Here is a 14,559-nt window from a genome sequence, read left to right as displayed (position 1 = left end):
AAGAAAAAACCTCACAAACCCAATATGGCTGTGAGGCTTATCTATCTTTTGCTAAAAAAGCTTATTTTTTAACGGGTGCAATGTTCATTAGTTTCATAAACTCATCTAGTTTTGGCATAATGATAATTTCCGTTCTACGGTTCTCTGCTCTACCCGATACGCTCATATTGGTCGTTTTAGGGTTGTATTCGCTACGCCCACCTGCCGTAATTCTAGACGGGTCTACACCAAACTGATTTTGTAATATTTTGGCAACTGCCGTTGCTCTAAGTGCTGATAAATCCCAGTTGTCTTTCGGTAAGTTGCTGGAGTTTAAAGGCACATTATCTGTGTTTCCTTCAATCAACACTGAATATTTATCATAATCGTTGATGACTTTTGCTACTTTTCCTAAGACTTCCTGTGCAGAAGGCTGTACATTATAATCTCCCGTCTTGTATAACATTTTATCCGATAGAGAAATCATAACCACACCTTTTAACACTTTAACCTGAACATCTTGGTCGGCTACATTATCCAAAGAACGCTTGAGTTTATTAGACAAAGCTAAATTTAAACTATCGTTTTTGGCGTTGGTAGAAATCAATTGTTTGATATAAGCATTAGAGGCGTTAATTTCGCCAACCAATTTATCAATATTCGCCGAAGATTTACCACTATTAGATAAACACGCATCTAGAGAAGATTTTAACGCATCGTTTTGACGATTTAATAAATCGTTTTGGCTGGTAAGTCCTGCGTTAGCCGATTTTAAATCTTGAATTTCTCTTTGACGCTCAGCTGCACTTTCTAAACAACTTTTATAATTTAGATTCAGTGCATCGAATTGTTTTTTACTCACACACGAAGTCAGCGCTAGTGCCACCGCTCCTAATGTGAAAACTTTTGTTAATTTCATTATATTTTTGTTTTAGTGTTTATTGTATAATTATCCTTTGTACTGCCCCATCGCAATAAATTTCTCTTGTCGCTGTTCTTCCAGTTCTTTACCAGAGAATTTTCTAAAGGCTTTAATATTATTAAGAATAGAAGATTTTACATTATTAAATGCCACACTTGGGTCGTAGTGTGCGCCTCCTAGCGGCTCTTCTATAATACCGTCTATGATTTTTTCTTTTAATGAATCTTGTGCAGTTAGTTTCATGGTTGAAGCGGCTTCCTCTTTGTGTTCCCAATTTCTCCAAAGAATTGCCGAACAGTTTTCTGGCGAAATCACTGAATACCAAGAGTTTTCCATCATATACACTTTATTACCCACGCCAATACCCAACGCGCCACCACTCGCACCTTCGCCAATGATATAGCAGAAAATAGGCGTTTTGAGTTGGCACATCTCGAAAATATTTCTTGCAATAGCCTCGCCTTGTCCACGCTCTTCCGCTTCTAATCCTGGATAAGCCCCTGGGGTATCAATAAAAGTGACCACAGGAATATTAAATTTCTCTGCCAATTTCATTAGCCTTAGTGCTTTTCTATAACCTTCGGGGTTACTCATTCCAAATCTTCGGAATTGTCTTTCCTTAGTGGTTCTTCCTTTTTGGGTGCCAATCAGCATCACAGATTGACCATCTATTTTGGCTAATCCTCCCACCATAGCGGCATCATCGGCAAAGTTTCTATCGCCGTGAAGTTCTACAAAACTCCCCTCATCGGCAACCCCTTTGATATAATCTAAAGTATAAGGACGGTCTGGATGACGAGATAACTGCACCCTTTGCCACGGGGTTAGATTACCATAAATTTCTTTTTTCTTTTCGATGATCTTATCTTCTATCTGGCTACACGCCATTTTCATATCTACACCGCTTTCTTCTCCTACTAACGAACACTTTTCGTATTGCTCCATCAGCTCTTTTATCGGGGTTTCAAATTCTAAATATTCCATAGTTTAAAGGTCTGTTAAAGTTTCAAATTTAGTAATTTTTTTCAAATTGATGATTCAGATTAAATATTAATCCAAAACTTCTAATGCCTTATGAATTCTATTTAAACTTTCTTGTTTACCGATAATCGCCATTAAATCTGGAACATCGGGACCTTTTAGTTCACCAACTAAAGTCAACCTTAGCGGCATCATCACTTTACCCATACCTAAACCGTTAGCTTCCGCAAAGGAATGAAGGCTTTCTTTAATATGCGCTGGTGTAAACTCTGTTGTTTCTAAAGCCGTTGCCAGTTGAGTCATAGTCAGTTTTACATCGCCTTTCCATGCTTTTTTTACTCCTTTTTCATCATAGCTCGTAGGCGCTTCAAAGAAGAAACGCCCTTCCTCATAAATATCTTTTACAAAAGTAGCACGCTCTTTCATTAAGCCAATTACTTTAAGTAAAGTTTCATCAGAAACACCTTCTAAGTTAACGCTTTCTAAAGCTTTTAAGTCTGATAACAGCTCCTCATTAGATTTTTTCTGTAAGTATTGATGATTGAACCATCTGGCTTTATCTAAACTAAATCTCGCCCCTGCTTTATGGACTTTATGCAAATCAAACTCGTTAATCATGTCTTGCATAGATAAAATTTCCTTATCTTCGGAAGGTGTCCACCCCAATAGCGCCACCATATTGATAAATGCATCAGAAAAATACCCCGATTCGCGATAACCTTTCCAAACCTCGCCGCTTTCTGGGTCTTTAAAATCTAATGGAAATACGGGAAAGCCAAACTTAGCCCCATCTCTTTTGCTTAGTTTACCCTTGCCTTCTGGTTTTAGAATTAATGATAAATGTGCAAATTGCGGTGCTTCCCAACCCATGGCTTCATAAAGCAAAGTATGTAGTGCCATAGACGGCAACCACTCTTCCCCACGAATCACATGGGTAATTTTCATTTCGTGGTCATCAATAATATTAGCAAAGTGATAAGTCGGCATACCATCATTTTTCACCAAGACTTTATCGTCTAAATCATTTGTGTTTACACTGAAATTCCCGCGAATAATATCCTCTAGGCTAATGACTCTATCCATAGGCATCTTAAATCTTACCACATAAGGAGTTTGCTTAGATAGTAATTCCTCTACCTCTTCTTTTGATAAGCTGATGCTGTTTTTAAGTTGATTTCTTGTAATATGGTTATAGGCAAAAACCTCGCCTCTGGCTTCGTATTCTTTTCGTATGGCGTCTAGCTCTTCAGGGGTATCAAAAGCCAAATACGCATAATCTGTCTTTAGAATATCTTGAGTATATTGGTCATAAATGGCTCTACGCTCTGATTGGCGATAAGGTCCATAATTTCCGCCGTGCTTTGGACTTTCATCTGGGATAATGCCGCACCATTCTAGCGCTTCCATAATATAATCTTCTGCACCTTCCACATATCGTGCTGTATCGGTATCTTCAATCCTTAGCACAAAATCGCCGCCTTGATTTTTAGCAAATAAATAATCATATAACGCCGTCCTTACACCGCCTAAATGCAAAGCCCCCGTAGGACTTGGGGCAAAACGAACACGAACTTTATCCATAACAGAATTGGTTTTTTGATGTTAAAATCTTTTAAAAACGCAAATTTACAGAAAATAAAGGTTTTTTAATGGTTAAAAATTTATAATTTTGCTGTCAATAAATTTAAGACAATTATGGAAATAGGCGAAAGACCATGGGGCAAATATTATGTTTTGGCAGATGAACCACACTACAAGCTAAAAAGAATAGAGGTTCTACCAGGACATCGACTTTCCTATCAATACCATCATAAAAGACAAGAAACTTGGACCATTATCCAAGGAACTGCCCAAGTGACGTTAGATGGCATTGATACAATTTATGAATATGGCGATACCGTATTGATTCCTCTAGGCGCCAAACATAGAATAAAAAATGTGGGTGAGGATGTGCTTATTTTCATTGAGGTACAAATGGGTACTTATTTTGGGGAAGACGATATCATCCGTCTACAAGACGACTATTCAAGACAATAATCTGGATAAATGAAAGTCATTAAAGTATTAAAACCCCTATACTATCTAAGAAGCTATATGAGGTTTCTGTTACCAAAACCTATTTTGGATAAAGAGATAGCACGATTAGAAGCCTCAATTTTGGAATATGAAAAAAAAATTTTAGACCAACGAATTAATTACTATAATAATTTACAAGAAGTTACAAAAATAAACGCCCAAATAAAAGTAAAAGATTTAAGACACCCCATAACTCCTAAATCCTATTATTTTGATACTTATGAATATGCTAGATTTTTTGATGAAAATTTGTTTCTCGATTTTGAATTTGGTGATGTAACGCATATTCCAAATACTCCCAGCATTGTAAAGAGTAGACCTATTTCTAATAATAATCAAAATAGCATTCTATTAAATCTTGATAAAGCTCGTCATTTTGTATGGATAAAAAATGATATACCTTTTGAACAAAAGAAAAATTTGTTAATTGGGCGTGGTGCCATAGTACAAAATCATCGTATTAAATTCTATAATCAATATTTTGGGCATCCCTTATGCGATTTGGGACAAACCAACACCGAAGGGGGGAATCCTGAATGGGTAAAGCCTAAAATATCTATTGAAAAACACTTAGATTATAAGTTTATCCTAAGTTTGCAAGGAAATGATGTCGCTAGCAATCTTAAATGGATTATGTCTTCTAATTCCATTGCGGTAATGCCCAAACCCACTATTGAAACTTGGTTTATGGAAGGAACTTTGGAAGGTGGCAAACATTATATCGAAATAAAACCCGATTATTCTGATTTAGAAACTCAACTAGATTTTTACATCAACCACCCTGAAGCTTGCTTAGAAATTATTAAAAATGCAAACACATATTGTCAACAGTTTTGGAATACTGATATTGAAGATTTATGTAGTTTAAAAGTACTGAGAAAATATTTTGAATTAACTATCAATTAATTTTTAAGAAGATTTTCCCACGCCTTTTTAGTCGTTGCAAATTCATTATCTAAACTATATTTCTCTAATACGAACTCTGACGCTTTTTTCCCTTTTGCTAAAATGGATGTTGCATTTTCATTAAATAAACTAATCACCTGTTTTATTGTTTTTACAAAAGCAATGACATCACCGTCTGGTATAGGATAAGAAAACTCAGAATCTAAATATTCTATTCCTGCCTGCCCAGCATAACCAATTACACAACATCCACAAGCCATAGCTTCTACAGGAGGTAATCCAAAACCTTCTCTATGATTAAAAGATAAAAAGATAGCCGATTCTTTCATGTGTTTTGCGATTTCATCTTCCGCTAGGTTATCCAAGGCACACAACTCCCAACCTTCGGTAATAGATTTTGCCTTTAAAATACATATAATTTGCTCAGAATCCTCTGACAATTTTCTAGGCATATAGCAAATTTTCTTTTTTTTATCACAGCTATAATGAAAAACCTTATCATCAATACCTAATGTAATTTTTTGAATATTAATATTGGGGAAAGTATATTTTAAGTATTCATAAGCTACATCAGATGCCACTATTACACCTAAGCAATTAGTATTCAAATATGGATTATCTTTATCATATTCAAATCCATAATGTTGAAATGTATAAAAGCAATTCTGATTAAAAATCACATACTTCCTACTCCCTAATGCTTTATGCATATTTTTACCATAAATTTCTGGCATTACTATAATAGCGTCTGGCTCTATCATGGTATCATTACTTTTATTAAATACTTTTTTAATTGTATTAAAAATAGTTTTTTTCTTAGCCCCCAAACTTTCTAAAACACTAAAGAAAATATTATAATTATATATAGTATGTCCACTTGAATACCAACTATTTTTTCTCTTCTCCTTCTTTTTGAGCAAGAGAAAAGCTCTGTATTTCATTTGGTTTAACATCTGTACTTGACGGTATATTTGTTTTACACCGCCTGTTGGCTTATCATTAGATGGACAAAAAAAATAGATTGATTTCATTAGTTATTTATTAAAGTATGAACCCATTGTTTTAAAGTGTATTGTTCAACAATTTTGGGATCAACTGGTTCATAAGGAGTAGTAAAAAACTCTTTTGGTATTAAAATATGGTTTGAATCAATTACACAAATATTATTTTGGTTATAAAAATCATAATGTTTTATGTTTGGATTATCTGTAATGAGTTTCTTTTGCAATCCTAACGCCTCAAAGGGTCTAAAAGAAAGCCCTCTTTGATTATCATGCGCCAAATCTATCAATATTTTAGACCTATTACTTATCTTATATGATTCTGAAAAAGGCACTAAAGCGTTAGTAGTAGTAATATATCTAGACTGTTCATGAATTTTTTCTGCTCCACTCAAATGATTGTACAAAATAGCTCTTGCAGAGATACCGTTGGAATTAAGATAATCTAATAGAAAGATTAGTTTATCTATCCGTTTATCCTCTGTTCCCCAGAATAAAGCATCATAAATAATATCACGCTCAGAGTTTCCAAGTTGCTCTGCAAAGAAAAAATTTTGATTCTTTATAAAGCCATAAGTATTGCAATCTGAAGCATCAAAGCTGAAACATTGATCAAAATAAGAAATAGTGTCTATCTGTTTTGGAATCTTATCAATACTATCCCAAAAAAAAGCTTTTAAACATTCAGTTTTTAGCCTCAACTTAGACAGATTCTCTTTAGACAGCACATCAGGTCGATTTACAATAATCTGGTCATAGCTATAGTTATTATGAATTATCTTATTTAACTCGGTATATTGTTTTTCGTCTTTTAAGTTTCTGTTCAAAAAAGTTTTCATAAAAAAGTTCTGAATACGCTCACCGGCATTTTTATATTTATACCTCTGCGTATAGGCACTTATAACATGAGTAACCTTCATACCCGAGTATTTTTTCAATCCGTCATAAACCACTTCATTAAATCCATAGTAATCAGGTGAAATAAAAAGAAGCTTTTTCATCTCTTATCAATTATACGGTAAATCCAGTTGCTAAAACTATAATATGATTCTATATCTGGGTGTGCAATATAAGGCTTTTTGATAAATTGTGCTACATCAGAAGATTGCCAATTATCATCTAATACCAAAACATTGTTTTCATTGTAAAAGTCATATTTCTTAACCAGAGGATTATTCGTAATAAGTTTTTTTGAATATCCTATGGCCTCAAAGCAACGAAACGATAAACCTTGATGTTTTGTATTCTCTACATCTATTAAAATATTAGACGCCATACTTGTTTTTATACTTTGCTCAAATGCTTGACCTGACTTTTCAAAGTGGATTAACAAACTTTCATAAGGCTTTATTTTTTTCTTATTATGGCAAACAACAGTCATATTTTGAGATATACCCAATGCTTCGAAGGTTTGAGATAATTTTGCTAAAATTGCCATCCTATCCTTCATAAAAGTACCGATAAAAAAAACATCTTGCTGAGTAGCATTTGGCATTGATAGATAATCAAAATAAAAATTAGTAGTATGAAATATATTAGAAAAACGATGAACATCCTGTTTATCAAAAACATAAAATTTATCAAAATAAGGTATTCGTTTTTCTGCTAATGGAAACCTCCGCATACCGTCCCACTGATAACCAATAAGGAAGTTCGACTTATCTTTTACCATTTTGAGAACAGTCTCCGAGAACAAATCTGGACGAATAATTAAGGCATAGTCTACATTTCCCCATGTTTCTATAAGTGGTAATTGCATTAACTCTTGGAAAATTGCAATTTTTTCAGGTTTATATAACCGATTATTAAAACATATTTTTTTTACTCCATGCACAACAGTATCTTGCCAAGAAAGTTGTCTTTTCACATTTTCATCATGAGGAATGAGGTATACAGTAAATCCTAAATACTCTAGGTTTTTCCTAAAACATTCTGGTAACCCAAAATGATTAGGCACCCCCAAAATGATACTTTTCCCTTCAAATGGCAGAATCATATATTACGAATATTATAGCCTTGTGCTTCAATATAAGGCAGCCAAAAATCTAACTCCTTATCCCAACGGTGGCAACCCATTGGTAACACACCTTTATTAAAAGCAAATGCTTTCTCTTGCTTATTTTCTATCGCAAACAAACATGCTTCACGATAACTAGGTTTCTTAAAATTAAGCGAATGTCTTTGGGGCTCTATACTAAAAAAAACATCTTCAGCATAAAATGCTTGTTTATTCTCAGGTTTTAGATATATCTTTACAACTTCGGGTAATTCATTAAGTATCTTAATAAAAGTCTCTCGTTTTCTTAGCGAAAGTCCCCCGTTTCCCACTTCATTATAAAGTAAAGATTTGTTTTTTTGAGCCAATTGATTACCACGATAGTTCAACTGAGTTTTAAAAAAACATAGGGTATTATCCCATAGTTGTTTAAAAAGAGGAATACGATTTTTGCGCCTTAGCCAAGGTGCACCTACATAATCATAATCTTTCCTCATCCAATCATCTAAGGTATTCTTAAAGATAAAAGCATCTGTTTGGCATATCAATAGGTAAGGGGTTGTAAATGATTGATAAAATACCATACTAAGCATTAATCTATTATATCCATAAATCCCTTTAAAATAAAATGGTTCAAAGGCCTTAACTTTAAATTGAGCCGTTGGAAATTGTGTCTCGTAGTAAGTAAGATTAAGCCCTTCGGGATAAATAAAAACAATATCATACCCACCCAGAACTTTAAAAGTTTGCAATATCGAAATTTCTTCTAAAGGTGTAGGATTTTCCTTATAGATGGGTATGATAATAGTAACCATTTTATGATTTCTTAAACTCCATTATCGTTTTTTCAATAATTGCCACGCAGTCCATCAATTGTTCTTCTGTAATTACCAATGGTGGGGCTAAACGGATAATATTCCCATGCGTTGGTTTGGCTAACAATCCATTTTTGGCTAAATCTAAACACAAATTCCAAGCGGTAGGGCTATCTTGTGAATCGTTAATTAAAATGGCATTCAACAATCCTTTACCACGCACTTGGTAGACTAAATCGGTTTTTGTGATAATTTTCTTCATTTCCTCACGGAACATCTGTCCTAAACGCTCTGCTCTTTCGGATAGTTTTTCCTCTTCTACTACATCTAGTGCTGCTATAGCCACAGCGCAAGCCAATGGATTGCCTCCAAAAGTAGAACCATGTTGCCCTGGGTGGATCACTTTCATAATATCATCATTTGCTAAAACAGCAGACACAGGATACATACCACCAGATAAAGCTTTACCAAGTACTAAAATATCGGGTTGAACCTCTTCATGATGACAAGCGATCAATCTTCCTGTTCTGGCAATTCCTGTTTGCACCTCATCAGCAATGAATAATACATTATGTTGTTTACATAATTCTTGTGCTTTTTTCAAAAAGCCTTCGGTTGGTACATAAACACCTGCTTCCCCTTGGATAGGCTCTACTAAAAATCCTGCGATTTGGTCGCCTTCTTCTTGTAATACTTTTTCCAAAGCATCAATATCGTCATAAGGAATACGCACAAAACCTGGAGTAAAAGGTCCATAATTATTATGCGCATCGGGATCATTAGAGAAAGACACAATAGTTGTAGTCCTTCCGTGGAAATTATTTTCACAAACAATGATTTTCGCATTATTTCCTTTGATGCCTTTTACTTCGTAAGACCATTTTCTGGCCAATTTAATGGCTGTTTCTACGGCTTCTGCCCCAGAGTTCATTGGTAATACCTTATCAAAATCTAGTAACTTTGTAATTTTTTCTTCGTAAAGTCCTAATTTTGAGTTATAAAACGCTCTGGAAGTCAAGGCGAGTTGCTGCGCTTGGTCTACTAAGGCCTTTACAATTTTTGGGTGCGAATGCCCTTGGTTAACGGCAGAATAAGCCGATAGGAAATCGTAATATTGTTTACCTTCCACATCCCATACATGTACTCCTTCGCCTTTGTCTAATACTACGGGTAGCGGGTGGTAGTTATGAGCGCCGTGGCGGTCTTCTAAATCAATGAAATACTGAGAATTCTTAGTGTTCGTGTTTTTTGACATTATCAATCTGTTTTAGTTAATGGCAAATTTACAAAAATTTAAGTTAAAGCAATGAACGATTTGAATCCCCTTAAAACCTGCTTAGGTTTTACCCCAAATCACCGCAGGTTTTATATAAAATCAGGCGTGGTTTCTTACGAAACCACGCCTGATTTTTTACCGCCCTATTGCAAAGGTTTTACAAGAGGTTATGGATTAGCTTTTTTTATACGCTCAAAGCCTGCCGCTTTCATCGCGTCTAATATGCGTTTCCCTGCTCTATAATTAACCCCTACCGAACGGATTAGACTTTGGTTAAAATCCTTTTCCGTAGCAGCACCACTACTGCTGAGTGTTGGGTAGAGTGTCCCCAACTTTTCTAACCTTACTTTTTTACCTTCTGATAAAGCTTCTTGGGCTACATTTTCCAAAGCGATTAGCACCCCTTTGATATCCGCCTCACTTAGGGCAGAAAACTTCTCTATTTGCTTTACCAAATCGTCTATGGTTAGCTCCCCATTGTTAGCCACTTGGGCATACCACTTTTTCTCTCCACCGCCAGCTACACCTGGCTGTCCTTTTTCTATTACATTGTACTTGATACTCATAATTTGTTTATTTTTTATTAAACTTTATTTTCTATTTATTGTTGCAATACTAATTTTCTTCTTCCATAGGGCAATAGCCATATAAAACACCGCTCTTCTCTCTACCCTTTAAGTTTGCCTTTTTTCTTTCGCTTTTCCTGCTTCCTGCCATAGATAAAGTTGTTTTTCTATTCTGATGATTTCGCTAAAAATATAAATCATTTGTTTTTCTTTCAACAGTTGGTATTCAAAACTTAATCGCATATAGAACTTTAGTTTTTCTATTATTTTTTTGAGACTTTCAAAATGCTTTTGTTGGCTTTTACCTTTGCTACTGGCAATGGCATGTATTTTTTCTACTAGGGCTAAATTCACTTTTCTGATGCGTTCTCCTATCATATAATAATATTTTTTAGGGTAAGTATGAACCACTCGATCTAAATAGATATGAAACCGAAACACCAGACGGTATACAGGAATTTTAGCTAATTCTATCATTGGATTTGTAATTGGGAATACATCATTTTAAGTTCTGGGTGTAGGGTTGCTTTCATTTGGTTTTGACTAGGGATAAATGTAAAACTCATATATTGGGCAATTTGTTGCGGTACACAAGAAACAATATGATGAACATACCGATAAGTATGGGCTTTACAAAGGATTCCGAAGTAGGAGTTTAAACGGTTTTCTATACGCTCCAAATCCGCTACGGTTAGCCATACCTGCCCTTGTTTTATAGCGGTGCTATACGCTTCTATTTCTTTTATAAATTGGTAGATATGTTTTTTTATACGCTTACTGATGTAGGCTCTATACGGTTTGATATACTGTCCGAGGAAATAAAACCCTTTGGTATAGTGCTGAAAATAGATTTTTTTCGGGTGGAGTTTTAGTTGCATTTCTGCCAACCAAGTATTGATTTGAGGGATGATGTCCAGTAGTTTTTCTCTATCTCTATCCACCAGAAGGAGGTCGTCCACATAGCGACCGTAATATTTAAAATGGGCTTTTATTTTGTGGTCTATATCATTAAGATACACATTACTAAACAGCTGACTGGTAAGGGAGCCGATGGGCAGCCCACAAGTCTCTGCGGTACAGAATAGGCTTTTACTAGCAGGGATACGCGCCCAGTAGGATAGTGGCGAGCAGCGTCTGGCACTAGTAGAGACATCGTGCAATACCACCTGGCGGATAAGATAGTGGAGTACATCTTGCTCGGTCTGGGTAATGTTGAGCGCAGAATAATCCAAATATTGTTCTATCTTCTGCCAGAGCAGGTTTCGGTTGATGTTCATAAAATAGCCGTTAATGTCCAGCTTTAGCACATAAGCATCTTGAGTATAATTAGCCGTGGCTTTTCTTAGGAAACCTTTGGCTCTTTCTATCCCAAACAATGTACCTTTCCCCACTCTACAGCTATAACTATCGTAGATGAATTTTTGGTCTAAGTGTTTATAAATGTATTGATAAATCAGATGGTGTACTACCCTATCCCGAAACCTTGGGGCAAAGATTTCCCTGTCCACAGGTTTGCGTGTAACAAAGACTTTAGAAGGTAGCGGGGTATAGTTTCTCTGGATAATGTCTTGGTAGAGTTGGGTAATTTCCGTTTCGTAATTTACCTCAAAACGAAGTTGCTCAGGCTTCGTGCGTTTGTTTCTTCGGGCGGCGAAGTACGCTTTGTACAATTGCTGATAGAGGAGCTTACTCATAAGGCAGTAATTTTTTTAGTTTTTGTACTAGGTTAAAAGCATCTATAGGGGTGGCAGATTCTATTCTAAACTGCTGTATCATTTTCGTTAATTTTTCGTAGGGCAGGGTATTTTGCTCTATTTCTTGGATAAGTAAGTCCTGTTGGTTTTGTAAGTCCTTCAGCTGGTGGTGTTTTTGTATTTTTAGGCTACTCCATATTTCGTAGGGTGTGGTGGTGTGCCACGGTTGGGTTTTTAGCAGAACATATTCTGGTGTTTCTGTTGCAATTTGAGCTTGGTAGTGGTTTTGGCAATAGTCTATATAGCGGGGCAGTGCCATCTCTGGGAACCCCATACTATGCACATGGGTATTGGCATTTTTATAGAAACGGGTATGCACTTTCATAGGTTTAATGTGTTCTGTAAAGTACATCGCGTGCTGATTATAGCACTTTCTAAAGCCACCTTCCTTAAAGAAACACAAGCCAGCTTGCTGATGAACTCCTACTATATTTAGTATATCATGAATAGTCATAGGTTATATATTTTTTATTTAAATTAACTTTATAACATAAGTTCTAAAAAGTGCAAAAACCGTTTCCCAAAAACAAAGGGAAACTAAAGCCTACTTGCGTTATAATAAACACTCTGTGGAGCTATTCCTGACGACAGCGGAGCGGGCGACCCCAGTTGCGATTGTTGTTGTTGTTGTTGTTGTTCGTGTTGCTATTGCTATCATTGAAGTTCAAGTTCCAAGCGTTGTTACTACTATTAGGAGAAGACGACCAGAACCAGCCGCTATTAGCACCTGGAGCAGGATTCCAACTGCCCGAAGAACCAAAAGCCCAAGCCCGAAAAGGCGAAGCCTAACGGGAACGGGCGGCAACCCAACAACCAAAATAAGTTTACTTTTAATCTTACCTATGCCTATAGATAAAATGGGTACTGCCCCATACCTTATCCCTTATCCACAAACGGGACATAGGGGTAAACTTGGATTAGCCAAACCTATTCTTGTGTGTTTTTTACAAAACATACTACAGACAAGCTCCCAACATAACCCCTCCACTTTGTACTTGTGTAAACATAGCCGATAGGTATTTACTCTTTCCAAAACTTTGTGTTACATACTCAGATGTGGCTACTACGGAATTCGTATGTCTGCGAACAAGACCTTTCTATTTTTTGCACTTTTAAAGAACTCTGCTCTGCAAACTAAAGTTTACAAGTATCTCTTTATTTTAGAGATAGGGCAACGCTTATAAATAAAGCTTGCCGAGATATCCCCGCCAGCTTGCCTACGGCGGGCTGGCGGAAAACAGATGTGAACGCACGCTTAATCCTGACGACAGCGGAGCGGGCGACCCCAGTAGCGATTGCGGTTGCCGTAGTTGTTGCTGCTCGTGTAGCTATCGCTACCATTGAAGGTCAAGTACCAAGCGTAGCCACTACTATTAGGAGAAGACGACCAGAACCAGCCGCTATTAGCACCTGGAGCAGGATGCCAACTGCCTTGTTGGTTAAGGTCTCCAGCATAAGTTAATTTTAACGGATCTGCAAACCAACCCGCCGCATTCTTAGAAGAAAGCAAATTCAAGTAAGCCTGCCATTCATCTTTAGTCGGCACATGATAACCAGCTGGACATGGATTAGTATAAGTCTGTAACTGGTCGTAACGATATAATGGGATATTTTGATGTACCCTCTGCCCTGAAGTCGAAGTTGGATAAGTAATCAACTCATGGCCATCAGCATCACGACCCCACTGGAAGTGAGAACCATAAGCATTTTTATCAGATAAACTGGTGGCTTGTTGTAACGGATTAAAAGCAGAAGAATTGAGATTCGAATAATCCGCTCCTAAATTGTTATTTAACCATAATTTACCATCACTACCCATAATAGGAATATAAACAAACTGATGCTCTAATTTGCCATTGGTCTGCACCCCAAACTTCTTATCTGGTATACCACCAATGCCTTTCAACACCAACTGATAACTTTTTCCATTAAGCTGATAAGGAATAGTGGCAATGGTGTAAGACTTGCCTGGTGCCATCTGTTTTACTAAATATTCTTGATCTCTACCACTCACGGTAATGGTAGCATCTAAATAACCATTCACCCCAAAATTACCCTGAGGAATATTTAGCGTAAGAGTATTGGTATCATTATTCTGCCCCACGGCGGTGGTTACTGCTTGAGAGGTTACCTTGGTATAAGAACCACTACCATTGGTGTAAGGAATTTTTACAATGAGTTTATTGGAGGTATTATTGATCTTACCTTGAATATTGGTACCATTATAGGTTAAAGAGACCACATATTCCGTTTTAGGTGTGGTAATGGTAGCAGACCCTAATCCTAC

General features: G+C 36.3%; 16 protein-coding genes. 3 read left to right on the top strand and 13 right to left on the bottom strand.

Features of this window, described 5'->3' with window-relative positions; translation table 11 throughout:
- Positions 1 to 61 precede the first annotated feature (61 nt).
- From C237_RS0102605 to gltX, 3 genes are all read right to left on the bottom strand, one after another.
- The gene (locus C237_RS0102605; protein ID WP_018674936.1) at positions 62 to 898 is read right to left on the bottom strand and encodes an OmpA/MotB family protein; all 837 of its coding nucleotides are present in this window, start codon (positions 896 to 898) and stop codon (positions 62 to 64) included.
- A 30-nt stretch (positions 899 to 928) separates the two neighbouring features.
- Positions 929 to 1,885 carry an acetyl-CoA carboxylase carboxyltransferase subunit alpha gene (locus C237_RS0102600; RefSeq protein WP_018674935.1) on the bottom strand — a complete coding sequence of 319 codons (957 nt, stop codon included), beginning with the start codon at positions 1,883 to 1,885 and terminating at the stop codon, positions 929 to 931.
- A gap of 66 nt (positions 1,886 to 1,951) precedes the next feature.
- On the bottom strand, positions 1,952 to 3,463 hold the full coding sequence (gene gltX, locus C237_RS0102595; protein ID WP_018674934.1) for a glutamate--tRNA ligase: 1,512 nt from the start codon (positions 3,461 to 3,463) through the stop codon (positions 1,952 to 1,954).
- Positions 3,464 to 3,577: 114 nt separating this feature from the next.
- Here gltX and C237_RS0102590 point away from each other — a divergent pair, with 114 nt between their 5' ends.
- Together C237_RS0102590 and C237_RS0102585 are read left to right on the top strand one after the other, a co-directional pair.
- The gene (locus tag C237_RS0102590; RefSeq protein WP_018674933.1) at positions 3,578 to 3,919 is read left to right on the top strand and encodes a phosphomannose isomerase type II C-terminal cupin domain; all 342 of its coding nucleotides are present in this window, start codon (positions 3,578 to 3,580) and stop codon (positions 3,917 to 3,919) included.
- 9 nt (positions 3,920 to 3,928) lie between these two features.
- Positions 3,929 to 4,864, top strand: a complete 936-nt coding sequence (locus C237_RS0102585; RefSeq protein WP_018674932.1) for a glycosyl transferase family 90 — start codon at positions 3,929 to 3,931, stop codon at positions 4,862 to 4,864.
- Here the strand turns inward: C237_RS0102585 and C237_RS0102580 are convergent.
- The 9 genes from C237_RS0102580 to C237_RS0102540 all read right to left on the bottom strand — a co-directional run bounded on the left by C237_RS0102580 (position 4,861) and on the right by C237_RS0102540 (position 12,726).
- A complete protein-coding gene (locus C237_RS0102580; protein ID WP_018674931.1) occupies positions 4,861 to 5,895 on the bottom strand; it encodes a glycosyltransferase in 1,035 nt (344 codons plus the stop codon). The genes C237_RS0102585 and C237_RS0102580 overlap by 4 nt on opposite strands.
- Positions 5,895 to 6,866 (bottom strand): WaaS/CpsH family glycosyltransferase, encoded by a 972-nt coding sequence (locus C237_RS0102575; RefSeq protein ID WP_018674930.1) that lies wholly within the window; start codon positions 6,864 to 6,866, stop codon positions 5,895 to 5,897. Before C237_RS0102575 ends, C237_RS0102580 begins: the two co-directional genes overlap by 1 nt.
- Positions 6,863 to 7,861, bottom strand: coding sequence for a WaaS/CpsH family glycosyltransferase (locus C237_RS0102570; protein ID WP_018674929.1), 999 nt, complete (start codon positions 7,859 to 7,861; stop codon positions 6,863 to 6,865). The genes C237_RS0102575 and C237_RS0102570 overlap by 4 nt, the downstream gene beginning before the upstream one ends.
- Positions 7,858 to 8,676, bottom strand: a complete 819-nt coding sequence (locus C237_RS0102565; RefSeq protein ID WP_018674928.1) for a DUF5672 family protein — start codon at positions 8,674 to 8,676, stop codon at positions 7,858 to 7,860. The genes C237_RS0102570 and C237_RS0102565 overlap by 4 nt, the downstream gene beginning before the upstream one ends.
- A gap of 1 nt (position 8,677) precedes the next feature.
- Positions 8,678 to 9,931: an ornithine--oxo-acid transaminase gene (rocD, locus tag C237_RS0102560; protein WP_018674927.1), complete on the bottom strand. Its 1,254-nt coding sequence runs from the start codon at positions 9,929 to 9,931 to the stop codon at positions 8,678 to 8,680.
- A gap of 188 nt (positions 9,932 to 10,119) precedes the next feature.
- A complete protein-coding gene (locus tag C237_RS0102555) occupies positions 10,120 to 10,518 on the bottom strand; it encodes an HU family DNA-binding protein (RefSeq protein ID WP_018674926.1) in 399 nt (132 codons plus the stop codon).
- Between the two features lie 108 nt (positions 10,519 to 10,626).
- Positions 10,627 to 10,995, bottom strand: a complete 369-nt coding sequence (locus C237_RS0102550) for a four helix bundle protein (RefSeq protein WP_018674925.1) — start codon at positions 10,993 to 10,995, stop codon at positions 10,627 to 10,629.
- A complete protein-coding gene (locus tag C237_RS0102545) occupies positions 10,992 to 12,212 on the bottom strand; it encodes a reverse transcriptase domain-containing protein (protein ID WP_018674924.1) in 1,221 nt (406 codons plus the stop codon). The genes C237_RS0102550 and C237_RS0102545 overlap by 4 nt, the downstream gene beginning before the upstream one ends.
- Complete coding sequence (locus tag C237_RS0102540; RefSeq protein ID WP_018674923.1) at positions 12,205 to 12,726, bottom strand: hypothetical protein; 522 nt, start codon at positions 12,724 to 12,726, stop codon at positions 12,205 to 12,207. Before C237_RS0102540 ends, C237_RS0102545 begins: the two co-directional genes overlap by 8 nt.
- A 203-nt stretch (positions 12,727 to 12,929) precedes the next feature.
- Between C237_RS0102540 and C237_RS15070 the strand changes: the two genes are divergently transcribed.
- On the top strand, positions 12,930 to 13,061 hold the full coding sequence (locus C237_RS15070; protein ID WP_281166422.1) for a hypothetical protein: 132 nt from the start codon (positions 12,930 to 12,932) through the stop codon (positions 13,059 to 13,061).
- Between the two features lie 466 nt (positions 13,062 to 13,527).
- Here C237_RS15070 and C237_RS0102530 read toward each other — a convergent pair.
- A partial coding sequence (locus tag C237_RS0102530) for a fibrobacter succinogenes major paralogous domain-containing protein (protein WP_018674921.1) occupies positions 13,528 to 14,559 on the bottom strand: 1,032 nt, incomplete at its 5' end.

Source organism: Riemerella columbina DSM 16469 (assembly GCF_000374405.1).
Classification (GTDB): domain Bacteria; phylum Bacteroidota; class Bacteroidia; order Flavobacteriales; family Weeksellaceae; genus Riemerella; species Riemerella columbina.
Note: the sequence above shows the minus strand (reverse complement) of the source record. Positions and strands in the feature narration are given on the sequence as shown.